The organism is Arthrobacter sp. LAPM80 (genome assembly GCF_046736435.1).
Lineage (GTDB): Bacteria > Actinomycetota > Actinomycetes > Actinomycetales > Micrococcaceae > Specibacter.
The window spans coordinates 44,060-68,559 of record NZ_JBCHVD010000006.1; the positions used below are offsets into that span (position 1 = coordinate 44,060).

The window sequence follows — 24,500 nt, forward strand, 5'->3', positions numbered from 1 at the left end:
GCTAGTCATGGCCGAGGTCGGTGTACGTCCTGGACCAGTTCTTGAGCATCGCGGCCTCAATTTCAAGGGTGCGGGTGAGGTCCTTCAGGTCGACGTCGCCGGCCGGGGCCGCCGCACTTGCCAGGGCGTTGCGGACCCCCGTGGCTGTCTGCGTGACCTGCTCCACCTGCACGCCAAGGGTCTTCGCGTAGACGGCCTGGACGGCGCGATCGGGCTCCTGCTGGGCCACCAGCAGCTGGTGCTCCATGACGGTTGCCGTCTGCTGGAGCGTGGTGAAAATGGCCTCAAGGTTGCCGGTGTACTGGCCCGTGGACTGCGCCACCGCCAAGGATCGCCTGGTGGCGTCAAGTGCTTCCTGCAGGGCGACACGTTGTTTAAGGATGTCTGCAACGGGCCCGAAGCTGGACTCCGCACGGACCTTCAGGGCGCTGCGCTTTGCGGACTCGATCTTGGGCTTGGAAAATTTCACGAAACCCAGCGCGCCGCGGGAGATCAAAACCCCAAGGGTGATGGCCACGCCAACGACAATGGCGATGATCACCAGCATAAGAATCAAGAAGACTATGCCGAAGTCCATGAACTGTCCGTTTTCCTGACGTTGGGATTGGGAGGTGCTCCTGAGATTCAGCGTAGCACCGGCCGCCGGTGGGAAGGCTGAAACTAACGGGCATCCCTGATGCGCCTTCACCACCTGACGGGGCAGAATGGGGTGATGAAGACACTCTTGAATGTCATTTGGCTGGTTTTTGGCGGATTTTGGCTTGCCCTGAGCTACTTTCTGGCAGGAATTCTCTGCTGCATCCTCATCATCACCATCCCGTGGGGCATCGCCTCATTTCGCATTGCCGGCTACGCTCTGTGGCCCTTTGGCAGGACGGTCGTGGACAAGCCGGGCGGCCCCGGGATCGCCGGCACCCTTGGCAACGTCATTTGGATCCTTGTCGCGGGCATCTGGATCGTCATCAGCCACGTCACCACGGCATTCGCGATGGCCATCACCATCATCGGCATCCCCCTGGCCATCGCCAACCTGAAGATGATCCCTATTTCCCTCATGCCACTGGGCAAGGAAATCGTGCCAACCAAACGCCCGTTTGTTAACAGCTACAGGTGATTTTTTGGCTGTGCGCTGACACGACCGCTTCCCGCACGCGCGCCGGGCATTGCCGCGTAAGCTTGTGCCATGCGCACTAAGAACGATTGGCTGGACATCCTGGTCAACTTCGCCAGTTTCGCGGCCATGATCCTTGTCCTTACCTTTGCAAGGATCAACCTGCCGCTGAAGATCGTCCTGGCCTTTGCAGTGTCCCTGGCCATCACGGGAGGCTGGTCCTACTACAAACGCAAGCACCGCCGTCGCCAGTCGGACCTAAAGCGCCTGCACGTGTACAGCGAAAAGAACGCAGACGAACAGTAGTGGAAATCATCCGATACTCCTCGCTCAAACCCGCGCCCTGGGCCAATGGCGGCGGGGTGACCCGGCAGATTGCCGCCGGTCCGTCCGCCGACTGGGACTGGCGCCTGAGCATTGCCGAAGTGGCCAAGGCCGGCCCGTTTTCGCAGCTGCCCGGCATTGACAGGATCATCACCGTCATCGAGGGCGAGCTCATCGCGCTGACTGTCGACGGCGCCGAACAGGCCCTTGAAAAGTACCGCCCGTTCAGGTTTTCCGGCGATTCAACCACCTCCGCGGCCCTGCCCACCGGCGCGCTCATGGACCTGAACCTGATGACCCGCCGCGGGGCTTTCAAGGGCTACGCGGCCATCATCGAGCTGTCAAAAAAGCGGCCGCATCCGGTCTTCTCCGACCAGTTCGCCGTGCTGCTGCAGGGTTCGGCCTCCGTGTCCCCCGCCCACACGGACGACGTCGAACCCTCCTCCCCTGCGCCCGTCGCCGAGGCGCTTGGCAAGTTCGACACAGTGGTTGGCTCCGATGATGCGCCCGAAATTTCCGGCAGGGGCTTCCTCGCAGTGCTCAGCATCGACCCGGTGGCAAGCTAGCACCATCCGCTAAAACTGTTCGGGTTCCTTATCCCGCGACATTGGTTCGTTGCTCGAGGTATGCCTGGGTTTACTCATCGAATCTCATCCGGTTCTTGGCAAAGATGTCCAGGGCCACCTTCAGTTGCCTGCCGCCTCCGACGGTCAACAGTCGGTCAACGCATGGCGGGCATCAACCACTCAGTCGATTAACCGCACCAGAGCATGCAAGGCAGTGCGGTTTGCGGTGCGCTGATGATCGATACGGCGGCGGTCTCGTATCCCAGAACACTCGTAGCTGAAGCAAATGCGTCGATCGGATCGGATTATCCGACCCCACGACGGGCCTTCTTCCGTGGTGGTTTCACCTCCACTACGCGCACCCCCAACAATCAGCTCACCGCGAATAAAAGACCCGTAGGAGTTGGTTCCCTACAATGGCAGCCAAGATCTCCCCGGAGGTATCCCTGTGGATCCAGGCGATGGCACGGTTCATCCCGGGTTTGGTGGCATCGCATCCGGTGTTCAAGTCTTGTCCGGCAGATCTCTCATGAGACACGCACCATCACTGGTGTGGTCAACCTTTTATCAAGCCACGGCAATGGGTCAAACAGTTCTAGGAGTCCTAGGCCTGATTGACGAGTGGTTGCCGGACCGGGCCATCCACAACACCACAGGCACTCGGAGGCGTGCTGCGGACCCGCCAAAGCTCATCCGCGGCAACAGTACCTCTCACACAGCCATTTATTTGACCCCCCTCACCTAGCGCGGCCCGGAGGTACCCCCCGGTTCCATCAGGGCACCCATCGCGTCGGCGGAGTGCTCCAACACCAGATTGATCTTCTCGGAGCGCTCCATCTCGTCGTCGGCCGCTTCCTGCATCGCGGACTTCATGCGCAGCGGCGGCGTCTTGAAAAAGAGGGCGAGCACGAATGCCACAAGCACAACCATCAGCGCCACCCAATAAATGACAATCGTTGAGGTGGTGAACCCAGTCAGGAACGGCTTTGTCAGGTTGGTGTTGGCACCCTTGAGGAATGAGGTGTCATTGAGCGCACTGCTGCCCACCGCCGAGGAGCCACCCTTGGCCTCCCGCAGTTTCTGCTCGATTGTTGGCGCCACCTGGTTGATCACCTGGGTGCGGACCGCCGCCTGGGAGAAGTCCAGCGGCTGGACCGGAACGGTGCTTTCGGCTTGTGCCTGCGGCACGCCCTTGGCAACGAGCTCCTTCACGCCGGCCGTGTGCGCCGCCGCCTGTGCACCCTGCTCCACGGGTGTCACCAGGTCGGTGTAAATCAGGGCCATGATCTGCTTGTTTTCCGGGGCTGTGGCCACCGAGGGGGTCATCGCGGCGTCGAGGGCGCCTTTGAGCGTGGGCGTGTCCGTAAGTGCCCCCTGGATATTCAGCGGCAGGACGGTGAAGAGCAGCGACAGCATGACTGCCGTGCCCAATGTTCCGCCAATCTGGCGAAAGAACGTCGATGCGCTCGTCGCCACACCCATGTCTCGCATTCCCACGGAATTCTGGCTGGCGATGGTCAGGGTCTGCATCAGCTGGCCCAGGCCCAGGCCAATCAGCAGCATCCCGATGGCAACAAACCAGAACGGCGAGTCGTACTTCAAGAATGTCAGATACAAGAACCCCGCCGACATCAGCGCCGTGCCCAAGATGGGAAACATGCGGTACTTGCCGTTGCGGGCAATCAGTTGGCCGCTGGCGATCGACGCGATCATCAAGCCAAGAATCATTGGCAGCATCTCCAAACCGCTCTCGGTCGGGGTTGATCCGAGCACGATCTGCAGGTAGAGCGGGATCGTCATCATCGCACCGAACATACCAAAGCCGACCAGTACACCGATGATGGTCGCCATGGAAAACGTCGGGGAGTGGAACAGCTTGATGGGGATCAGTGCGTCATCCTTCATCCGGGATTCAATGATGATGAACGCAATGACACCCAAGATACCAACGACATAGCAGCTGATCGATGCCAAGCTCTTCCAGCCCCACGTCTGTCCCTCTTCGGCGACGAGCAGCAGGGGAACGAGGGCAACGACCACCGCGGTCGCTCCCCACCAGTCGATGCGCACAGAGTGGCGCTGGATCTTCGGCAGATGCAGGAAGCGCAGCACCATGGCAAGTGCCAGCAGGCCGATGGGCACGTTGATCAAGAACACCCAACGCCAGCCAGCGATCCACAGGATCTGGTCGGTTCCGGCGAACAGTCCGCCGATCAGGGGCCCGATCACGGAGGAGACGCCGAAGACCGCCAGGAAGTATCCCTGGTATTTCGCCCGCTCACGAGGAGCGAGCATGTCGCCCATGATCGCCAGCGGCATCGACATCAGGCCACCGGCGCCCAGGCCCTGGACGGCACGGAAGGCAGCAAGTTCAACCATCGACGTCGAAAAGCTGGACATGATGGAACCGATGATGAAGACAATGATGGCAAACACGAACAGCGGGCGCCGCCCGAAGATATCCGATAGCTTGCCGTAGATCGGGGTACTGATCGTTGAGACGATCAGGTAGGCGGTGGTCACCCACGCCTGCAGGCTCAGCCCGTGCAGGTCGTCACCGATGGTGCGGATCGAGGTCCCCACCACCGTCTGGTCCAAGGCTGAAAGGAACATTCCCGCCATGAGACCAAAGATCACGAACATGATTTGGCGATGGCTCATGATCGCACCGCCCGGCTGGGAGGAGGGGGATGGGGCTGCTAAATCGCGTGACATGCGTCCTCAAAAACTGTAGGTAAAAATGCCGTTGGATCCGACATTGTGACGGCTCGCGGGAAAACAAAAAAACGTTGCGCAAGGTGGAACGTTACACCCGCCAGCTCCCGGCCAGCAACATAAACCCTGAGAACTTACCGCCAATGCGCGTACTGGGACAGGCCCGGTCGTGTCCGGCGACAGATGAATAATTCCATGGTGTGCGCCGTGGCGTCGGCGTTTTTGAGGCAACGGTGTTCAGAACCGGCCGATTCCGAGACGGTTCCGGACCCGGGCAACGCGCTGACACCAAAACGTCCACAACCCCTCTCACAACAACACACCAAAGAACAGCAACGTTGTGAGAGGGCTGTGCGGGCCTGCCCGGACATGCCGCTGTGGCGATTCTGAGCATTCCGTATCAACGCCGTGGCACCTGTCCACGCACAACGATGGGGTTTTGGCGAAGGGCAGATGATTTTCAAACCAGCCTCAATCAAAGAGAAGTATGACACCCCGACAGAGGTGGAAGGTCTCAGATTCGGGGAACGCTCACCGGCTTGGCTGCGTGACGGAGGCGCAGTCTTCCTCATGATTATTGCGGTGTCCCTTGCAGCAGCAGCCGTCATCGAATCGCAGTGGGGATTCTATCCAGTCACTCTTACCGGTCCTGTCTGGAAGCGGGTCGTGCAACGGCAGAACGTGCACCACATCTCGGTTGCAGAGGACAACGAAAGGAACCTGGGGTTGGTGAACTTCTCGGATTCCAGTGGACACGGCTACCAGCGGTCAGGACGATGGCGTAGGTGTTTACGCCGACGATTTTCGCGGTCTTGACTGCACCGGCGAAGCGTAGAACATGGCAAAACGCGCTTTGGGGTCCATCGGCTAAATAAAACACGCCGTCGGCGAGCAGTGACATGACATGCTCACTGTTTCGTTCCGCGAGGGAAACAACAAAATCTCTGACAATCTCTTTTCGAGGAGCATTTCCGCACTCTGGCTCGTCATGAATCTATTGGTCGGGTCTGTGGATTATTTGGTTTTTCCGGCCCTACGCGTCGCTCTGGAGACACCATCTAAACCACGGATCTCCTAATCCTCAGTTCTTCAGCTGGCTTACTATACTGGGTTGAAAATTCCTCAGAGAAACGAGCACCGCATGACTTTGACCGCTGCCTCGCATTCCGTTCCCTATCCCCTGGGTGTCACCTTGGGCGAGGGCGAAGCTAATGTCGCCATCTATTCGCAGAGCGCCGACGCTGTGGAAATCTGCGTTTTCGACGGTGACGGCAAGGAGATCCGCACTGCTCTGTCTGAGCGCACCGGTCACGTTTTCCACGGGTTGGTTCCCGGCATGGAAGTCGGCACCCGCTACGGGATACGCGTTGACGGTGAGTGGAACCCTCACGCCGGACTCCGGCACAACGTGAACAAATTGTTGTTGGATCCCCACGCCACCGCTATCGAGGGTGGCTACACCTGGGGCCAGGCAGTCTTCGCCCATGATCTGAACGATCCGGCCACCTTGGATGCAACAGATTCCGCGCCCTCGACGCCCCGATGCATTGTCACCGACCCATCCTTCGACTGGGATGCTGGCTCCCCCGATGTTGCTCCGCGCGTTCCGCTGGCTGAGACTGTCATTTACGAAGTCCATGTCAAGGGTTTCACCCAGCAGCACCCCGACGTGCCCGAAGAGATCCGCGGCACTTATGCCGGACTGGCGCATCCGGCGGCCATCAAGCACCTCACCGATCTAGGGGTCACCGCCGTCGAACTGCTTCCGGTGCACCAGTTCGTCCAAGACAGCCACCTGGAGGAAAAGGGCCTGCGGAACTATTGGGGCTACAACAGCATCGGCTTCTTCGCCCCGCACGGTGACTACAGCTCGGCCGGCGATGGCGGCGGCCAGGTCGCCGAATTCAAGGCCATGGTCAAGGCTCTCCACGCGGCCGGGCTTGAGGTCATCCTCGACGTCGTCTACAACCACACCGCAGAGGGCAACCACATGGGCCCGACGCTGTCCCTGAAGGGCATCGACAATGCCGCCTACTACCGTCTGGTTGAAGGCGAAGAGTCGGCATATTTCGACACGACGGGCACGGGCAACAGCCTCAACGTGGGCCACCCCGCAGCGCTGGGCCTCATGATGGACTCGCTGCGCTACTGGGTGACCGAAATGCGCGTTGACGGTTTCCGCTTCGACCTGGCCACTACACTGACCCGGCAGGACGGCAACGCCGAACTGCACAGCGCCTTCCTGACCCTGATCCAGCAGGACCCGGTCCTTGCCCCGGTCAAGATGATCGCCGAGCCGTGGGACACCGCGGGCTACCAGGTGGGCGGTTTCCCAGCGGACTGGTCCGAGTGGAACGGCAAGTTCCGCGACGATGTCCGCGATTTCTGGCACGGCGGGGAGAACGTGCTCGGCGACTTCGCCCAACGCTTCCTCGGCAGCCCGGACATCTACGAAGGCAGCCGCCGCGCCCCGGTATCCAGCGTCAACTTCACCACCGCGCACGACGGATTTACCCTGGCGGACCTCACCGCATATGCGGAGAAGCACAATGAAGCCAACGGTGAGGACAACAACGACGGCGAGAGCGACAACCGCTCTGCCAACCACGGCGTTGAAGGACCCACCGATGACCCCGCCGTCAATGAGCTACGTGACCGGCAGCGACGGAACTTCCTGGCCACCCTGGCGCTGTCCACCGGTGTGCCCATGATTCTGGGCGGGGACGAAATGGGCCGCAGCCAGGGGGGAAACAACAACGCCTACTGCCAGGACGATGAGATCTCCTGGTTCGACTGGAACAAGGTAGACACCGGGCTGCTGGAGTTCACCACGCAGCTGATCACGCTTCGGCGCGAAAACCCCGCACTGCGCCCGGACTGGTTCCGTCAGGATCCCGAAACCGGCAGTGCTGACTCCGTCCGGGTGCTGCGGGCCGATGCCGAGAATTTCGCGGAAGAGGACTGGGCCGAGGACCACCGTGCCATCGCGTTCCTTTTGGCGCACAAGGAGGCCGACGCGTTTGCCGTGCTGTTCAACGCCGCCGAAAACGGCGTCGAATTCACCCTCCCGGCAGCGCCTGCGCAGGAATGGGAGCTGGCACTCTCGACCGACCCGGACCAGCACGTGGAACAGTCGGCAACATCCCTGATCGTTCGGGACCGCTCAGTGACCGTCCTTCGGTCACGCGCCTAGCACGTCCCGTGGCACAGGTACCAGACTGTGCCACGGGACTCAGCGCACCACGTCGCAGCCTTCATCAGCGGCGGAGGGGTCAGCGCGATTTTCCGTCTGATGTGTCTCGGGATGCCCACATAGGCTCTACCCATGAACAAACGGTGGTCAGTGTCTGGGGTGTCGCCTGTATCGTCATCCAGCGGATGGTTCAGCCGGGCAAAGCGTTCCGCCACCCGGAAGCGACCAGACCTCAACGGCCTGCATCGGCTAGACCAGAACTTCCCGGCGCTCAAAGTCAGGGAGATCAGAAACGCCTTCGAGCATTTTGATGAGGGATTGCATGCACTGGTCCTTGCAGGCAGGTCTTCCTTCGTTGACTGGCCCATCTCCAAAGACGGCCTAGCATGCGGACGGCCACAAGCTGCAGCCGCGTTCGCAGTGACAGTTTGCCGAGCACGGTGCCTGCGCGAGCGGCCCATGGGCAAAAACCCGCCTGCCGTGCACAATAGGCACATGAACCCGCGTTCATTGCACGCCACCTGCCAGGGCCGGCCATGACATTCCCCCTTCTGGCCATGATCTGTGCGGTGGCCTTGCTGGGACCGCTGTTGGCCCTGCCGCAAAAATGGCACATCCCTGTGGTCATTGGTGAGCTGCTTGCCGGCATTCTCATAGGCCGCACGGGCCTGAACCTTGTGGTTCCGGGCGATTCGACCTTCACATTCCTTGCCGACATAGGATTTGCGCTGATCATGTTTGTGGCCGGCTCCCACGTGCCCATCAGGGACAAACAAATCCGGTCGGCGCTTGGCAGCGGCGCCGTGCGTCTCGTGGTGGTGGCGGTGGCCGCGGCCGCCGCGGGCATCGGGCTTGCAGCCTTCTTTGGCAACGGCCACGCCCCGCTCTATGTCGTGCTGCTGACGTCGTCCTCCGCAGCCCTGGTCCTGCCAATCATCGGTTCGCTGGGGTTCTCCGGTCCCTCCGTGCTGGCCATGACGTCGCAGGTGGCCATGGCCGACACCCTTGCGATTGTGGCCCTGCCGCTCGCACTGAACCCGTTAACCGCGGGGCGGGCCGCGCTTGGTTCACTGGCGGTGTTGGCGGGTGCCGCCGTCGTATTTGGCATTCTCCGCCAAGCTGACCGAAAGGGTCTCCGCCTGCGCTTCCACAAGGTGTCCGAGCGCCGCAAGTTCGCGTTGGAGTTGCGCATCCAGCTCATCATTTTGTTCACGCTGGCGGGGCTGGCAGTGTGGGGGCACGTCTCTATCATGCTCGCGGGGTTCGCGTTTGGCCTTGCCGTTGCGGGGGTGGGCGAGCCCCGGAGGCTGGCGCGGCAGCTTTTTGCCCTCACCGAGGGGTTCCTGGGGCCGGTGTTTTTCCTGTGGCTGGGCGCATCGTTGAACCTGAATGAGCTCGCCGCCCATCCGCCCATGGTCCTGCTTGGGCTGGCACTGGGGCTTGGCGCCATCGCTACCCACGCACTGACGCGCCTGCTGGGGCAGCCGCTGCCGCTGGCGGTTTTGTCGGCATCGCAGCTGGGCGTGCCCGTCGCGGCCGCCACGATTGGCATCCAGCAGAACCTGTTGGCTCCTGGCGAACCAGCGGCGCTTGTCCTGGGCGCCCTCGTCACCATGGCCGCGGCAACAGTGGCGGGGAGCCGCTTTGCCTCCCGAAAGCCGAAGCAGCCCAAAGTTCGACGCCGTTAAACGAAACCGACCCGCAGTAGTGGTCGAGAGACCCCGGAATTTCGGGGTTTTTCGACCTTAACTGCGGGTCAGATCCTGGAAAGGCTAGCGGCTGCGGCGCTGGTTTGAGGCTGGTGCCGATGCGCGGCGGGGTCCGCCTGAGCGGGCTCCGCCCCCGTTGGAGTTGTAGCTTCCGCCGGAGTTGCCACCAGTGTTGGAAGACCAGACTGCGCCCTGGCCCGAGGTGCGGGCAGCACCGCTCTGGCCGGCGCCGCGTGATGTGGCGCGAGGGGCGTCGTTGCTGTGCGAGTTGTTCCGCGGTGCCGAAGCTGCGCGGTTGCCGCGTGCCACGTCACCGACGCGGGCCGGACGTGAATCGCCCGAACGGGCCGGGCGACCCTCGGATGAACGTGCCGGACGCTCTGAAGCATCGGAAGAAACGCGGCCGCGTCCGCCACGACCCCCACGGCCACCGGCCGTGGGGGCTGCGCCGGAACGGGCGCGCTTGCGCTGTGCATTGGCGCCGGTCGAGGTGCCACCGCCCTGGGCAGGCTGCTTGGCGGCAAGAAGTGCCGCACGGGTGCGCGGGTCAATCTTGTCTGCGACATTACCCACGAGCTCGGCGATGAGCGGTGAGCTGGTGGTGACGCGCTCGAAGTTCACGTCAACGCCTGCTGCACGCATGAGCTTCTTGACGTCGCCCTGCTGCTCCGGCAAGGTCAGGGTGACGACAACGCCGTCGGACCCGGCACGTGCCGTGCGGCCGGAGCGGTGCAGGTATGCCTTATGCTCTGTGGGCGGGTCAACGTGGATGACCAGCTCGATGTCATCAACGTGCACACCGCGGGCTGCAACGTCGGTGGCCACAAGGACGCGGACGTCGCCGGTGGAGAACTCGGCCAGGTTACGGTCACGGGCGTTCTGCGACAGGTTGCCGTGCAGGTCCACGGCCGGGATGCCGGCGTCGGTCAGGGTCTTGGCAAGCTTGCGTGCGTGGTGCTTGGTGCGCATGAACAGGATGCGGCGGCCGGCACCCGAGGCCAGCTCAACGATGACCTGCTTCTTGACGGTCTGGTCGTTGACCACCAGGACGTGGTGCTCCATGGTGGAGACGGCAGCCTTGGCCTCGTCCACCGAGTGGGTGAGCTGGTTGGAGAGGTAGCGCTGGACAATCTTGTCCACGCCGTTGTCCAAGGTGGCGGAGAACAGCATGCGCTGGCCCTGCGTGGGGGTGGTGTCCAGCAGGCGCTTGACGACAGGCAGGAAGCCGAGGTCGGCCATGTGGTCGGCCTCGTCAAGGACAGTGATCTCAACGCTTTCAAGCGAGACGATGCGCTGCTTCATGAGGTCTTCGAGGCGTCCCGGGCAGGCGATGACAATGTCAACGCCGGCGCGCAGTGCCTTTTCCTGGCGGGCCTGTGACACGCCACCGTAAATGACTGTGGTGTTCAGGCCCATGGCCTTGGCCAACGGCTCGATGGTGTTGTTCAGCTGTGTTGCCAGCTCGCGGGTCGGCGCCAAAACCAGGCCCATGGGGCGGCCGGGCTTGCGGAAGTAGGGAGCCTCGCGCTCGGCCAGACGGGCCACGAGCGGGATGGCGAAGGCAATGGTCTTGCCGGAGCCTGTGCGGCCGCGACCCAATACGTCGCGTCCTGCCAGGGTGTCCGGCAGGGTCTTGACCTGAATGGGGAATGCTTCTTCAATGCCCTGAGCGGCGAGTGAAGCAACGATTTCCTTGGGCGCACCAAGGGCAGCAAAAGTTGTCATGTAAAGAGAGAATCTTTCGTAAGGCGGTTCAACGTCCCGCGATCAGTTTTGACCACGGGTTCGCCGATTCAATGCCAGAGCGTGTCAACCGCGGGTTGCTTTGAGCAAAACCGCTGCGGGACAAGTTGCATGCGTTCATCGACGCAGAATGCGCACGAAGCACATTAAGTAACCCCATTCTAACAGCAGCACGACGCCGGACCTCGCCAAAGTGCCGCACCTCACCTTCCCGGCCTGTCTGAAGCCGGAATTTGTCAACCAGGCCTGCCAGGAAATCCCCGGTACCCTTAACAGTGATGAGCGAAAACCCAGCTTCCGGCCCCGAAACCCCCGAAACTTCCACCGACGCAGCCGCGCCCGCGGACGTTGCCGAACGCGCACCCCGCACACTGGATGGCTCTGCACGCCCCATCACCCCGGGAAGCCAGGCAGCCGAAGGTACATACCGTGCGCAGCCGGTGTCGTTCGTGCGCCGCGGCACCCGCCTGCAAGGCCGCCGCCAGCAGGCTTGGGACGACCACTCGGACACCCTTGCCGTGGATGTTCCGCGCCACATTTCAGACACCTCGGTGCACCCCGAGTACACCTTCGACGCCGAGGCCGAGTTTGGCCGCACGGCACCCCTCGTCATCGAAATCGGCTCGGGCCTGGGCGATGCCGTGGTCAACGCGGCCAAGGAAAATCCCGACAAGGACTTCCTCGCCGTTGAGGTCTACACGCCGGGGCTGGCCCAGACCATCCAAAAAATTGTTTCCAACGAGCTGACAAACGTCCGCGTGGTCCAGGCCAACGCCCCTGAGGTCCTCTCCAGCATGCTGGCCGCCGGATCCGTCAGCGAGGTCTGGGTATTCTTCCCTGACCCCTGGCACAAAACCAAGCACAACAAGCGCCGCATGGTCAAGGACACGTTCGCCCCGCTCGTGGCACGTGTCCTTGCCCCCGGCGGCATCTGGCGGCTGGCCACCGACTGGTCAGGTTATGCCGAACAAATACTTGAGGTGGGTGCGGCCTCAGCCGACTTCACCAACATGCACGACGGCGAGCGCGCCGGCTCAGAGAGCCCCCTCACCGCGGCACGGCTCAGCGGCGTGGATTGTGAACAGAGCGATGAGCCGGACATGGTTGGCGGCTGGGCACCCCGCTTTGACGGGCGCATTCTGACCAGCTTTGAAAACAAGGCCCACAAGGCCGGCCGGGTCATCTTCGACCTCGAGTTCCGCCGGAACTAGACACCACCCCTCCTTTTCGTCACATGGCGCGCATCCGCGACACAAAAATCACCCAACAGAGTTAAAGTTGCATTATTTAGGCAACAATTAGCGCACCTCTTTGTTGACTAATCCAAATGCTGTAGCAAACTCCTTCGAAGGCCCCTAGGGTGGGGCCATGACTGCTGAATCTTTTGTCGCCGGGATCGATGGACCGGCGTCGGATGCAATGTTGAAGCTTGGGAAGTTCTTCACCCGATGGGACGAGAGCGCGGATTCTCGGGCTGTTTTCCGTGACGGCGGCCGGAAGGGCGATATTTTCTATCGCGACAGGTGGAGCCATGACAAGGTGGTCCGCTCCACCCACGGGGTGAACTGCACGGGATCGTGTTCCTGGAAGGTTTATGTCAAGGACGGCATCATCACGTGGGAATCCCAGCAAACCGACTACCCGTCGGTGGGGCCCGACAGCCCCGAATATGAGCCCCGCGGCTGTCCTCGCGGGGCCGCTTTTTCCTGGTACACCTACTCACCGACCCGTGTGCGTTTTCCGTACGCCCGCGGTGTGCTGCTGGAGATGTATCGAGAGGCCAAGGCCCGTTTGAAGGACCCGGTCCTGGCCTTTGCCGAGGTTGCGGGGGACCCTGAAAAGCGCAAACGGTACCAAAACGCGCGCGGCAAGGGTGGGCTCGTCCGCACATCCTGGGCTGAGGCCCTTGAACTGGCCGCCGCCGCGCACGTGAACACCATCAAGAACTACGGACCTGACAGAGTCTGTGGCTTCTCCCCCATCCCGGCCATGTCCATGGTCAGCCACACGATCGGCACCCGATTCATCCAGCTCATCGGTGGCGTCATGACCTCCTTTTACGACTGGTACGCGGACCTGCCCGTGGCCAGCCCGCAGGTCTTTGGTGACCAGACGGACGTCCCGGAGTCCGGTGATTGGTGGGATGCCACCTACTTGATGATGTGGGGTTCCAACGTCCCCGTCACCCGCACCCCGGACGCCCACTGGATGACGGAGGTCCGCTACCGCGGCACAAAAGTCATCGCCATCAGCCCCGACTACGCCGACAACACGAAGTTCGCCGACGAATGGCTTCCCGCCCAGGCCGGCACCGACGCAGCCCTGGCCATGGGCATGGGGCACGTGACGCTCAAGGAATTCTTCGTGGACCGGCAGGTCCCGTTCTTCCAGGACTACGTACGCCAGTTCACGGATCTTCCTTTCCTGGTGCGCTTGGAGAAGAACGACGACGGGACGTACAACGCCGGCAAATTCCTCACCGCTGACTTCGTCCCCGGCAACGAGCTCGAGGAGGACGCCGCGTTCAAGACCATGCTCTTTGACAAGGTCTCCGGGGCTGCCATCATCCCCAACGGGACCCTGGGCCACCGCTATTCAAAGACCGGCGAGGGCAAGTGGAACCTTGATTTGACGGGCATTGAACCGGCCTTGAGCCTGGCTGAAGTCTCCACGGAGTCGGCGGAAATCCTCCTGCCGTGCTTTGAGGATCCCACAGGGGCAGGTTCCATTCTGCGCCGCGGCGTCCCCACCACGGTGGTGGGCGGGTACCTGGTCACCACGGTGTATGACCTCATGCTGGCGCAATACGGCGTGGGCCGCCCCGGCCTTCCCGGCGACTGGGCCAAGGACTATAACGACACGTCCACCCCGTACACCCCGGCGTGGCAGGAGGAGATCACATCCGTCCCCGCCCAGGCCTGCATCCGGGTGGCCCGCGAATTTGCCCGCAACGCTGAGCAATCCAAGGGCCGCTCCATGATCATCATGGGTGCCGGCATCTGCCAGTGGTTCCACGGCGACACCACCTACCGGGCCATTTTGTCCCTTGTCATGCTGACAGGCTGCATGGGGCGCAACGGCGGCGGCTGGGCCCACTATGTGGGCCAGGAAAAGACGCGCCCGCTCACCGGCTGGGTCTCACTCGCCAACGCCCTGGACTGGTCACGTCCGCCGCGGACCATGATCGGCACCGGCTACTGGTACATGCACACCGACCAGTGGCGCCAGGACGGGTATTCGGCGGATGCGCTGAAGTCGCCCCTGTCCACGGGCAGCCTGGACGGCATGCACACGGCCGACGCCCTGGCGCAGTCCGCCCGTCTTGGTTGGATGCCGTTTTACCCGTTCTTTGATAAAAACCCGCTGGATATCGCCGATCAAGCGATAGCGGCCGTTGCCGCCGGTGAGGCCCCCGATGAGAAGACGTGGGTGGCACAGTCCCTGAAGAATAGGGATCTCGATCTTGCCATCGAGGACATCGACGCCCCCGAAAACTGGCCGCGCACGCTGATCCTGTGGCGCTCGAACCTGTTTGGTTCCTCCGCCAAGGGCAACGAGTACTTCCTGCGCAACTTACTCGGAACGCACAACAACGTGATGGGCCAGGACAGCGAGGCCTCGCTGAAGCCCAAAACCGTCACGTGGCACGAGCAGGGTCCGGAAGGAAAACTGGACTTCCTGATGTCCGCGGACTTCCGCATGACAAGCACCACGCTGCTCTCCGACGTCGTGTTCCCCGCAGCCACCTGGTACGAGAAGCACGATCTCTCCTCCACTGACATGCACCCGTTTGTGCACGCCTTCACCCCCGCCATCGACCCGCCGTGGGAAACCAAGACTGACTTTGAGATGTTTCACCTGTTGGCCGAGGAATTCTCCCGGCAGGCGGCAAAGCACTTGGGCACCCGCAAGGACCTGGTGAGCGTGCCCATGATCCACGACACCGTGGGGCAGATCGCCCAGCCCGGCGGCGTTGTGCGCGACTGGCGTGAGGAAGGCATCGAGGGCGTGCCGGGGGCGAACATGCCTAACTTCACTGTGGTGGAGCGCGACTACACGGCCATCGCCCACAAGCTGGCCGCCGTCGGGCCGCTGGCAGACAAACTCGGCTTCACCGTCAAGAACGTCAACTACAAACTGGACAAAGCTCTGGACCACCTGTCCAAGGCAAACGGTGTCATGTTGGGCGGCGTCGCGCACGGGCGCCCGGCCATCGACACTGATGCGAAAATGGCCGAGGCCATCCTGACGTTCTCCGGCACCTGCAACGGCCAACTGGCCGTTGCAGGTTTCAAGGAATTGGAAAAGCGCACGGGCGTAAAACTGGCGGACCTGGCCGAAGGGTCAGAGGAAAAGATCATTTCCTTCGCCATGACCCAGGCCGGGCCGGTGCCTGTCATCACCTCCCCCGAGTGGTCCGGTTCGGAGACGGGCGGGCGGCGTTATTCACCGTTCACCCAAAACATCGAACGTCTCAAGCCTTTCCACACGCTGACCGGACGCATGCATTTCTTCCTTGACCACGACTGGATCATCGACATTGGCGAGGCCCTGCCGATCTACCGGCCACCGCTGGACATGCAGCGCCTGTTCGGTGAGCCCAAGTTCGGACCCAACGGGGAAAAGGAGGTGGTGGTCCGCTACCTGACCCCACACTCCAAATGGTCCATCCACTCCGAATACCAGGACAACCTGCTCATGCTCTCGCTCTCCCGTGGCGGTCCCACGGTGTGGATGAGCCCGCAGGACGCCAAGTCCATCAAGGTCAAGGACAACGATTGGGTGGAGGCGGTGAACATGAACGGCGTGTTCGTTGCCCGCGCCGTGGTCAGCCACCGCATGCCGGAGGGCGTGGTGTACGTCTACCATGCACAGGAGCGCACCATCGATGTGCCCAAGTCTGAAGCCACCGGCCGTCGCGGCGGCATCCACAACTCCCTGACCCGGCTGTTAGTCAAGCCATCTCACCTGATTGGCGCCTACGGGCAGCTGACCTACGCGTTCAACTATCTTGGCCCCACCGGAAACCAGCGAGACAACGTTTCCACTATTCGGCGCCGTTCCCAGGAGGTGCAGTACTAATGCGTGTAATGGCTCAAATGGGCATGGTCATGAACTTGGACAAATGTATTGGCTGCCATACGTGCTCTGTCACGTGCAAGCAGGCTTGGACCAACCGGGCAGGGGTGGAATACGTCTGGTTCAACAATGTGGAGACCCGTCCCGGACAGGGCTACCCGCGCCGCTATGAGGATCAGGAGAAGTGGAAGGGCGGCTGGGAGCTGAACAAGCGCGGCCGCTTGAAATTGAAGGCGGGCGGGCGCGTGAAGAAGCTGTTCGGCCTCTTCGCCAGCCCTCTGCAGCCCGAGCTCAAGGACTACTACGAGCCCTGGACCTACGACTACAAGACCCTCGTTGACGCGCCCTTGGGCGATGACTTTCCTGTGGCCCGGCCCAAGTCCCTGATCACCGGCAAGGACACGAAGATCACGTGGAGCGCCAACTGGGATGACGATCTGGGCGGCACCGAGCAGATGGGCCACCTGGACCCGATCGTGGAGAAGGTGCGCCGCGAGTCCGAGGACAAGATCAAATTTGAGTTTGAGCAGACGTTCATGTTCTATCTGCCGCGCATTTGCGAGCACTGCCTGAACCCGTCCTGCATGGCCTCGTGCCCTTCCGGCGCCATTTACAAGCGCGTGGAGGATGGCATTGTGCTGGTTGACCAGGACCAGTGCCGCGGCTGGCGCCAATGCATGACCGGCTGCCCGTACAAGAAGATTTACTTTAACCACAAGACCGGCAAGGCCGAGAAGTGCACGTTCTGCTACCCGCGCATCGAGGTGGGCCTGCCCACCGTCTGCTCTGAAACCTGCGTAGGCCGGCTGCGGTACCTGGGGCTTTTTTTGTACGACGCCGACGCCGTCACCGCCGCAGCATCGGTCACCGATCCGCAGGATTTGTACCAGGCACAGATGGACGTGCTGCTGGACCCCAACGATCCCGCCGTGATCAAGGCTGCCCGCGAGCAAGGAATCGCCGAGGACTGGATCGAGGCGGCCCAAAAGTCGCCCGTGTACGCGCTGACGAAGGTGTACAAGCTGGCTCTTCCGCTGCACCCGGAATACCGCACCATGCCCATGGTTTGGTATATCCCGCCGCTCTCTCCCATAGTTGACCTGCTCCGCGATCAGGGCCACGACGCGGAGGATTCGGGCGTTCTATTCGGCGCCATTGACGCCTTGCGCATTCCGGTGGAGTACCTGGCGGAGCTGTTCACGGCCGGGGACACCGAGCTTGTCACGGGCGTGCTGCTCAAGCTGGCCGCCATGCGTGCCTACATGCGCGGCATTTCCCTGGGCGGCGATCCCGACGAATCCATTCCTGCCTCGGTGGGGATGGACGGGGAAACCATGTATGAAATGTACCGGCTGATGGCGATCGCCAAGTATGAAGAACGCTATGTGATCCCCAAGGCGCACGCCGAGCAGGCACATGACCTGGAGGAAATGGGCTGTTCCCTGGACTTCGACGGCGGACCCGGCATGGGTGCCATGGGGGACTCCCCGTTCGGGGAAGCAAGCGGGCGCCCCACACCTGTCGCCGTGGAAACGTTCAACGCCTTGCGGGACCGTCAAACCTCCGACTCAGTAGCGGGAGCTGACACGCTGCGCGGGCGCGTGAACCTGCTCAACTGGGACGGCAACGGCGCCCCTGCCGGGCTGTTCCCGCAACATCACCCCACCGAGCCGGGCCGTGAGGGTGACCGTGAGGAGTCGTTCGAAGGCGGTGGCGGTTCATGAGCCGCAAGGATCAGGTCACGTTTCTGGCTGCGGCGTGGTGCCTGTCCTACCCGGATGAGCTGTTGCTGGAACGGGTTCCGTTGATGCGGGCGGCACTTGGGGAGTTCCCCGGAGCCCTGGCCCCGTTCGCCGTCGTGCTTGATTCCTTCGAGCACAAAGACCTAATGGTGTTGCAGAGCCAGTACGTCGAAGAATTCGACCTGGGCAAGCGCCACGCCCTGCACCTTTCCTATTGGACTGACGGGGACACCCGTCGCCGCGGTGAGGTGCTGGGTGCGTTTAAGAAGGTGTACCGCGGTTCCGACGCCTTGGTGAACACGCGCGGTGAATTGCCTGACTTTCTGCCCATGGTGCTGGAATACGCCGCAACCGTTGACATGGCCTCGGGCAAGCACCTGTTGCAGCAGTACCGGCCCAGCCTTGAACTCATCAAGTTTGGGTTGCTGCGGGATAACTTGGCGCACACGGAGATCGTGCAAGCCGTGTGCAACACGCTGCCCGGGGCCTCCCCGGCGGATGAACAAGCCGTCATGCGGATGGCAGGTTTCGGCCCACCCACCGAATCCGTGGGCCTTGACCCGTACGACCCGCGGCTGCTGCCCATGAAAGGAGCATGAGTAATGGACATCTTTTTGTGGGGTGTGCTGCCGTACATCATGGTTGTCATCTTGGTGGGCGGTTCCATTTGGCGCTACAAATTCGACCAGTTTGGCTGGACCACCCGCTCCTCCCAGCTCTATGAATCCAGGCTGCTGCGCATTGGCTCACCCGTCTTTCACTTTGGGCTGCTAGCCGTCATTGCCGGGCACTTCTTTGGCCTGGTGATCCCGAAGTCATGGACTGAAGCGGTGGGTATGAGCGAGAGCCTGTACCACTTCAATGCCTTGTTCGTTGGTTCCATAGCTGGTGTTGGCACCCTTGGCGGGATCATCTTGTTGATCTACCGCCGCCGCAAGACCGGGCCCGTCTTCATGGCCACCACCAAGAATGACAAGCTCATGTATGTGGTGTTGGTTGCTGCCATCGTCTTTGGTTTGTGGACAACCCTGGCCAGCGTGTTCTTTGACGAACACGGCCTCACCTACCGTGACACTGTCTCGCCATGGTTCCGCTCGCTCTTTATTTTCCAGCCGGACATTGCCTCCATGGCCGCCGCACCTTTCTCCTTCCACATCCACACCGTCGTGGGCATGCTGCTGTTTATCGTGTGGCCCTTCACCCGCCTGGTTCACGCCTTCACAGCCCCCCTGCACTACTTGTTCCGGCCCTACATTGTTTACCGCTCGCGGGACAAGGGGGCCAGCGTGGCAAACCGCCACGGCTGGTCCGACGTTGGCACCCACGACCGCGACACCCAGCACCGCTAGCCCAGGAGAGAGCATGGCACGAGAAACATCCGCACCGGCGCCTCCCCCACCAGCAGTCAAGGGCCAGAGCACGAACTTGGTCATGGCCACGGCCGCATCGGTGGTGGCCTTCTGGGCCTGGAACATGATAGCCACCCTGAGCACGCACTACGCCCACACCATGGAACTCTCCGCAGGGACCATGGGTGTTCTGGTGGCCATGCCGATCTTTGTGGGTTCGTTGGGGCGCATTGTGGTGGGCGCCATGACGGATAAATACGGTGGACGCGCCCTTTTCACCTTCGTTTTGCTAGCCACTATTCCCACAGTTCTCCTGGTCGCTTGGGGAGGGTCGCTGAACTCCTTCGCGGTTGTCCTCATTGGCGGATTCCTGCTCGGTGTGGCGGGCACGGTGTTTGCCGTCGGCATCCCCTTTGTCAGCACCTGGTACCCACCGTCCAGACGCGGCTTCGCCACCGGCATCTTTGGTGCCGGCATGGGCGGAACCGCTCTGGCTGCGTTCCTGAACCCGCGTTTGGTGAAGTCCATCGGCTACGTGCCAACCCACCTGCTCGTTGCGTTTTTGCTGGCTGTCATGGCAGTCCTTGTCTGGTTCTTCATGAAGAACGCACCCGATTGGGCACCCAGCAAGGAACCCGTGCTGCCCAAGCTCATGGAGGCCTCAAAGCTGGCTGTCACCTGGAAACTGTGTTTCCTCTATGCGGTGGTCTTTGGCGGCTTTGTCTCCTTCGCAACGTACCTGCCCACCTATCTGCGCGACGTCTACGCCTTTGACCCGAGCTCAGCCGGGGCCCGAACAGCCGGTTTTGCCTTAGCTGCCGTGCTCGCCCGCCCCATTGGTGGCGTACTGGCAGATAAAATAGGGTCCAAGCCCGTAGTGATTGCCTCGCTGGTAGGCGTGGCAATTTTGGGCTTCCTTGTGGCCCTGGAACCAGCAGCCGACGTTGAAGCGGGCCCCATCTTCATTGCTCTGGCGGCAGCACTTGGCCTGGGCACCGGTGGCGTTTTTGCTTGGGTGGGCAAATTGTCCCCGGAAGGCAAAATGGGAACTGTAGGCGGCATCGTCAGTGCCGCCGGCGGTCTCGGCGGCTACTTCCCGCCGTTGGTGATGGGTATGACGTACAACCCGGGCGCCGAGAATTATAAGTACGCCATCGGGTTGTCCCTGCTGGTCGCCACCGCCATCATCGCCATGGTCTTCACAGTGTTCTTCGTGAAAACCCAGGTGCGCAAGGAGCCCACTGCTGGCAACGTTGCCAGTGGCGTAGTCTCGGATGGGTCCATCTAACGTCAAGAAGGTACTTCGGCAGGCCAATCACGCCTAAGATTGATTGGATGGGGTTTTCCCGTGGCCGCACACTTACGTTAGGTAGATCCTTCTGTGACGTATTCCTCCGCTGATTCGCACCTTCTCACGCGGATCGCCGAGTTCACCGACAAGTCCATAGCTGCCGGCCGCACCTATGCCGCGCAGGGCCGGGTTGATTCGATCACCCTGGAACCGGCGACTGGGCTGCTCTCGGGCACCGTCGAAGGAACCAGCCTCTACCGTTCAACCGCCAAGCTTGTCCGCGGGCACGACGGCGTTCTCAGCTGCCGTGTGGGCATTTGCAACTGCCCCGTCCGGCAAAACTGCAAGCACGTGGTGGCCCTGATCGCCGCAGCCGAGGAAGACCCGGCATTCACCGACTTTTTTGTCCCCGAAGAGGCCCCCCGGGAACCAACGTTCCTCGAGACGCTGCTGGCCAAGGCCAAGGATGGCAAGTCCGCTGCTGCGACACCGGCCAACACCCCCGGAGCGCCGGATGTCGATTCATGGGAAGCTGCCCTGTCGGCCCTGCTCCCGCCAACCACGGCGGCACCCAGCCACGACACCCCGGCCCTTGCCTTGCAATTTGAGCTTCATGTCCCGCCGCCGCGCTTTTCCTATCGCGGCCGCGGGAGCACTGTTCCCTCCGAACCTGTCCTTAACGTCCGCCCCGTGGTCATGGGGTCGCGCGGAAAATGGGTCAAGACAGGCGTCAGCTGGGCAACCCTTGGCTATCTGAACTACGGCGGCGCCCACGACCGCACCCAGCTTGAATGGCTCAGTGAATTCCTTTCCTCACACAGTCCGCGTCAATACAACCACGGAAATGCCGGCGCGTGGCTGTCCCTGAACGACTTTGCAGGCCGCAACCTCTGGCAGCTGTTCGCCGGTGCACACAAGAACGGCATTGCGCTCATCCAGTCAGGCAGCGGCGACCCTGTCAGGATTGCCGGCGCGGAAGCCACCCTCCAACTCGACGTGACCCAGGCCGAATCGGGCGGCCTCGACGTCGGACCCCTAGTTGAGGTGGAGGGCATCACCATCGACGCGGAGGTCCTGGGCAGGATCGGCAACCCCGTCAGCGGGCTTTTTTTCAGCGATCAGGCCGCCCCCGGCGCGACCGCAGGGAACGCCGCCGCCGGACGCAACGCCGTCGTGAGTGGAAACATCACCCTGGCCCCCCTGCCGGCCGACGCCTCGACACAAATGCTCGATTTTGCGCTGCGCAAGGAGACTGTCCACGTCCCGGAGCAGGCGCGGGAGAAGTTCCTCACCCAGTTTTATCCGCAGCTGAAGCAGGCCGCGCCGGTGGTTTCAGCCGACCACTCGGTGGAGCTTCCGGCCTATGTGGAGCCGACGCTGTCACTGCTCGCGGCGTACGGCAGCGACCACACCGTGCGCCTGCACTGGGAATGGCACTACCCGGCGGGCAGCCGGGTCACCTCGCTGCCGCTGTGGCCTGAGCTGGGCGAGCACGCGGTGCGCGACACCGGTGCCGAGGCTCGGCTGATCGCCAGCGTCGGGAAACCGTGGGAGGACATCACAGCCATGGGTGTGGCCGCAAACCACGCCTGGGGCGAGCCCTCACTTGCCGGTTCCGCATCACTCTCGGGCCTTGACACGCTCACGTTCACCGAAACCGTGCTCCCCAGGCTGGCGTCCCTGCACGGGGTTGAGGTGGACACGAGCGGCGACATCGCCAGCTACAGGGAGGTCACCGAGGCCCCCATCGTCACCATTTCGACCAAGGCCACCGACGAGCGCGACTGGTTTGACCTGGGCATCGTCATCACGCTCGAGGGCCAGTTCGTCTCCTTCGCCGCGGTGTTCTCGGCCCTGGCCGCCGGGAACTCGCGCATGCTGCTGCCCAGCGGCGCCTACTTCTCACTCGACCGCCCCGAACTGCACCAGCTGCGCGCCCTGATTGAGGAGGCCCGCAGCCTCAACGACAACAAGGACGGCGAGCTGCGCATCAGCCGCTTCCAGGCCGGCCTGTGGGACGAGCTGGCCCAGCTGGGCATCGTCGATGAACAGGCGCAGGCCTGGCGCACGGCCATTTCCGGACTGCTCGACGGCGGACCTCCCGTTCCGCTGCCTGCCCCCGCCGGGCTGAATGCGACACTGCGCCCCTACCAGCTCGAGGGCTTCAACTGGCTGCACTTTTTGTACAGCTACGGGCTCGGCGGCGTGCTCGCCGATGACATGGGCCTGGGCAAGACAGTCCAGACGCTGGCGCTGATGTGCCAGGTCAAGGCCGACGCGGCTGCCGGCATTGGCACCGATGCGGCTGCCGAGGCAGGCACGGGGGACAGTGTTGGCTCCGGGTCCGGTTCGGGCAACCACCCCTTCCTTGTGGTCGCACCCACCTCGGTGGTGGGCAACTGGGCCAGTGAAAGCATCAAGTTTGCGCCGGGACTGAAGGTTGTCACGGTTTCGGAAACCTTCGCCAAGAGCGGCCTGAACGCCGCAGCCTTTTTTGCCGGTGCCGACATTGTCATCACCTCCTACGCCCTGTTCCGCATCGATTTTGCCGAGTACGGGGTCCAGCCATTCGCCGGACTGATCCTGGATGAGGCCCAGTTCGTGAAGAACCACCAGTCAAAGGCCTACCAGTGCGCCCGCAAGCTGAAGGCGCCGTTCAAGCTGGCCGTCACGGGTACGCCCATGGAAAACAACCTCATGGAACTGTGGGCCCTGCTGTCCATCGTGGCTCCGGGACTGTTCCCCAGCCCCAAGCGTTTTGCCGAGTTCTACCAGCGCCCCATTGAAAAGAACGCCGACTCCGAGCTGCTGGCAAAACTGCGGGCCCGGGTGAAGCCGCTCATGCTGCGCCGCACCAAGGAACAAGTCATCGCGGACCTCCCCGCCAAGCAGGAACAAATCCTGGAAGTGGAACTGAACCCGCGCCACCAAAAGATCTACCAGACACACCTGCAGCGTGAACGCGCCAAGATCCTTGGCCTGTTGGAGGACGTAAACAAGAACCGCTTCACCATCTTCCAGTCGCTGACGCTGCTGCGCCAGCTCAGCCTGGACGTCTCGCTGGTCGACGAGACCCAGGCAGGGGTTCGCTCCTCGAAGCTGGATGTCTTGTTTGAACAGCTTGAGGACGTGGTGAAGGAGGGCCACAGGGCCCTGATCTTCAGCCAGTTCACGGGCTTCCTTGGCAAGGTGCGCGACCGCCTCATTGCCGAGGGCATTGACTTCACCTACCTTGACGGTGGCACCCGGAACAGGTCCGCCGTCGTGGATGAGTTCAAGACCGGCGACGCCCCGCTGTTCCTGATCAGCCTCAAGGCTGGCGGGTTCGGGCTGAACCTGACGGAGGCCGACTACGTATTCATTCTTGACCCGTGGTGGAACCCGGCGTCCGAGGCGCAGGCCGTGGACCGCACGCACCGCATTGGCCAGAAGAAAAATGTCATGGTGTACCGATTGGTTGCCAAGGACACCATCGAGGAAAAGGTCATGGCGCTCAAGGCCAAGAAGTCGCAGCTGTTCTCCGACGTGATGAGTGGGGACTCGCTGTCGGGCGGCGCACTCACGGCGACCGACCTGGCGGGCCTCTTCCGCGACTGACCTGCTAAAAACTGGCCCGCAGCAAACGGCATGGGTGGGCCCCTTCGTCGAAGACAAGAGCCGGAACTTCGGCGCGAGACG

Annotated in this window: 15 protein-coding genes; 12 read left to right on the forward strand and 3 right to left on the reverse strand. The window is 62.3% G+C overall.

Translation table 11 applies throughout. The features are described from left to right. Position 1: 1 nt before the first annotated feature. Complete coding sequence (locus tag AAGW05_RS08065; RefSeq protein ID WP_411803989.1) at positions 2-577, reverse strand: hypothetical protein; 576 nt, start codon at positions 575-577, stop codon at positions 2-4. A 135-nt stretch (positions 578-712) separates the two neighbouring features. Between AAGW05_RS08065 and AAGW05_RS08070 the strand changes: the two genes are divergently transcribed. From AAGW05_RS08070 to AAGW05_RS08080, 3 genes are all read left to right on the forward strand, one after another. Then, complete coding sequence (locus AAGW05_RS08070; RefSeq protein ID WP_411803990.1) at positions 713-1,114, forward strand: YccF domain-containing protein; 402 nt, start codon at positions 713-715, stop codon at positions 1,112-1,114. Between the two features lie 69 nt (positions 1,115-1,183). Next, the gene (locus AAGW05_RS08075) at positions 1,184-1,417 is read left to right on the forward strand and encodes a hypothetical protein (protein WP_411803991.1); all 234 of its coding nucleotides are present in this window, start codon (positions 1,184-1,186) and stop codon (positions 1,415-1,417) included. Beyond that, entirely contained in the window at positions 1,417-2,001 is a 585-nt protein-coding gene (locus AAGW05_RS08080) for a HutD family protein (protein WP_411803992.1), read from the forward strand. The genes AAGW05_RS08075 and AAGW05_RS08080 overlap by 1 nt, the downstream gene beginning before the upstream one ends. 741 nt (positions 2,002-2,742) lie before the next feature. Here the strand turns inward: AAGW05_RS08080 and AAGW05_RS08085 are convergent. After that, positions 2,743-4,662 (reverse strand): MDR family MFS transporter, encoded by a 1,920-nt coding sequence (locus tag AAGW05_RS08085; protein WP_411803993.1) that lies wholly within the window; start codon positions 4,660-4,662, stop codon positions 2,743-2,745. 1,195 nt (positions 4,663-5,857) lie between these two features. Here AAGW05_RS08085 and glgX point away from each other — a divergent pair. Both glgX and AAGW05_RS08095 read left to right on the forward strand, forming a co-directional pair. Beyond that, a complete protein-coding gene (gene glgX, locus AAGW05_RS08090; protein WP_411803995.1) occupies positions 5,858-7,909 on the forward strand; it encodes a glycogen debranching protein GlgX in 2,052 nt (683 codons plus the stop codon). A 536-nt stretch (positions 7,910-8,445) separates the two neighbouring features. Beyond that, entirely contained in the window at positions 8,446-9,597 is a 1,152-nt protein-coding gene (locus tag AAGW05_RS08095; RefSeq protein WP_411803996.1) for a cation:proton antiporter, read from the forward strand. An 84-nt stretch (positions 9,598-9,681) separates the two neighbouring features. On the opposite strand, the gene AAGW05_RS08100 is transcribed toward AAGW05_RS08095, so the two are convergent. Next, positions 9,682-11,343, reverse strand: coding sequence for a DEAD/DEAH box helicase (locus AAGW05_RS08100; protein ID WP_411803997.1), 1,662 nt, complete (start codon positions 11,341-11,343; stop codon positions 9,682-9,684). Between the two features lie 296 nt (positions 11,344-11,639). On the opposite strand from AAGW05_RS08100, the gene trmB reads away from it, so the two are divergent. The 7 genes from trmB (at position 11,640) to AAGW05_RS08135 (ending at position 24,419) form a co-directional block, all read left to right on the forward strand. Continuing rightward, the gene (gene trmB, locus AAGW05_RS08105; RefSeq protein WP_411803998.1) at positions 11,640-12,572 is read left to right on the forward strand and encodes a tRNA (guanosine(46)-N7)-methyltransferase TrmB; all 933 of its coding nucleotides are present in this window, start codon (positions 11,640-11,642) and stop codon (positions 12,570-12,572) included. Between the two features lie 157 nt (positions 12,573-12,729). Continuing rightward, positions 12,730-16,443, forward strand: coding sequence for a nitrate reductase subunit alpha (locus tag AAGW05_RS08110; protein WP_411803999.1), 3,714 nt, complete (start codon positions 12,730-12,732; stop codon positions 16,441-16,443). Continuing rightward, a complete protein-coding gene (narH, locus tag AAGW05_RS08115; RefSeq protein ID WP_411804000.1) occupies positions 16,443-18,164 on the forward strand; it encodes a nitrate reductase subunit beta in 1,722 nt (573 codons plus the stop codon). The genes AAGW05_RS08110 and narH overlap by 1 nt, the downstream gene beginning before the upstream one ends. Next, positions 18,161-18,781 (forward strand): nitrate reductase molybdenum cofactor assembly chaperone, encoded by a 621-nt coding sequence (gene narJ / locus AAGW05_RS08120; protein ID WP_411804001.1) that lies wholly within the window; start codon positions 18,161-18,163, stop codon positions 18,779-18,781. The genes narH and narJ overlap by 4 nt, the downstream gene beginning before the upstream one ends. Before the next feature lie 3 nt (positions 18,782-18,784). Then, complete coding sequence (gene narI, locus AAGW05_RS08125) at positions 18,785-19,531, forward strand: respiratory nitrate reductase subunit gamma (RefSeq protein WP_411804002.1); 747 nt, start codon at positions 18,785-18,787, stop codon at positions 19,529-19,531. A 13-nt stretch (positions 19,532-19,544) separates the two neighbouring features. After that, positions 19,545-20,819: an MFS transporter gene (locus AAGW05_RS08130; RefSeq protein ID WP_411804003.1), complete on the forward strand. Its 1,275-nt coding sequence runs from the start codon at positions 19,545-19,547 to the stop codon at positions 20,817-20,819. Between the two features lie 93 nt (positions 20,820-20,912). Continuing rightward, positions 20,913-24,419 (forward strand): SNF2-related protein, encoded by a 3,507-nt coding sequence (locus tag AAGW05_RS08135; protein WP_411804004.1) that lies wholly within the window; start codon positions 20,913-20,915, stop codon positions 24,417-24,419. The last annotated feature ends 81 nt before the right edge of the window (positions 24,420-24,500 follow it).

Bases quoted from the DNA above. Each gene is read 5' to 3' on its own strand.
- AAGW05_RS08065 (WP_411803989.1), bottom strand. From the start codon at position 577: ATGGACTTCGGCATAGTCTTCTTGATTCTTATGCTGGTGATCATCGCC.
- AAGW05_RS08070 (WP_411803990.1), top strand. From the start codon at position 713: ATGAAGACACTCTTGAATGTCATTTGGCTGGTTTTTGGCGGATTTTGG.
- AAGW05_RS08075 (WP_411803991.1), top strand. From the start codon at position 1,184: ATGCGCACTAAGAACGATTGGCTGGACATCCTGGTCAACTTCGCCAGT.
- AAGW05_RS08085 (WP_411803993.1), bottom strand. From the start codon at position 4,662: ATGAGCCATCGCCAAATCATGTTCGTGATCTTTGGTCTCATGGCGGGA.
- glgX (WP_411803995.1), top strand. From the start codon at position 5,858: ATGACTTTGACCGCTGCCTCGCATTCCGTTCCCTATCCCCTGGGTGTC.
- AAGW05_RS08095 (WP_411803996.1), top strand. From the start codon at position 8,446: ATGACATTCCCCCTTCTGGCCATGATCTGTGCGGTGGCCTTGCTGGGA.
- AAGW05_RS08100 (WP_411803997.1), bottom strand. From the start codon at position 11,343: ATGACAACTTTTGCTGCCCTTGGTGCGCCCAAGGAAATCGTTGCTTCA.
- trmB (WP_411803998.1), top strand. From the start codon at position 11,640: ATGAGCGAAAACCCAGCTTCCGGCCCCGAAACCCCCGAAACTTCCACC.
- AAGW05_RS08110 (WP_411803999.1), top strand. From the start codon at position 12,730: ATGACTGCTGAATCTTTTGTCGCCGGGATCGATGGACCGGCGTCGGAT.
- narH (WP_411804000.1), top strand. From the start codon at position 16,443: ATGCGTGTAATGGCTCAAATGGGCATGGTCATGAACTTGGACAAATGT.
- narJ (WP_411804001.1), top strand. From the start codon at position 18,161: ATGAGCCGCAAGGATCAGGTCACGTTTCTGGCTGCGGCGTGGTGCCTG.
- narI (WP_411804002.1), top strand. From the start codon at position 18,785: ATGGACATCTTTTTGTGGGGTGTGCTGCCGTACATCATGGTTGTCATC.
- AAGW05_RS08130 (WP_411804003.1), top strand. From the start codon at position 19,545: ATGGCACGAGAAACATCCGCACCGGCGCCTCCCCCACCAGCAGTCAAG.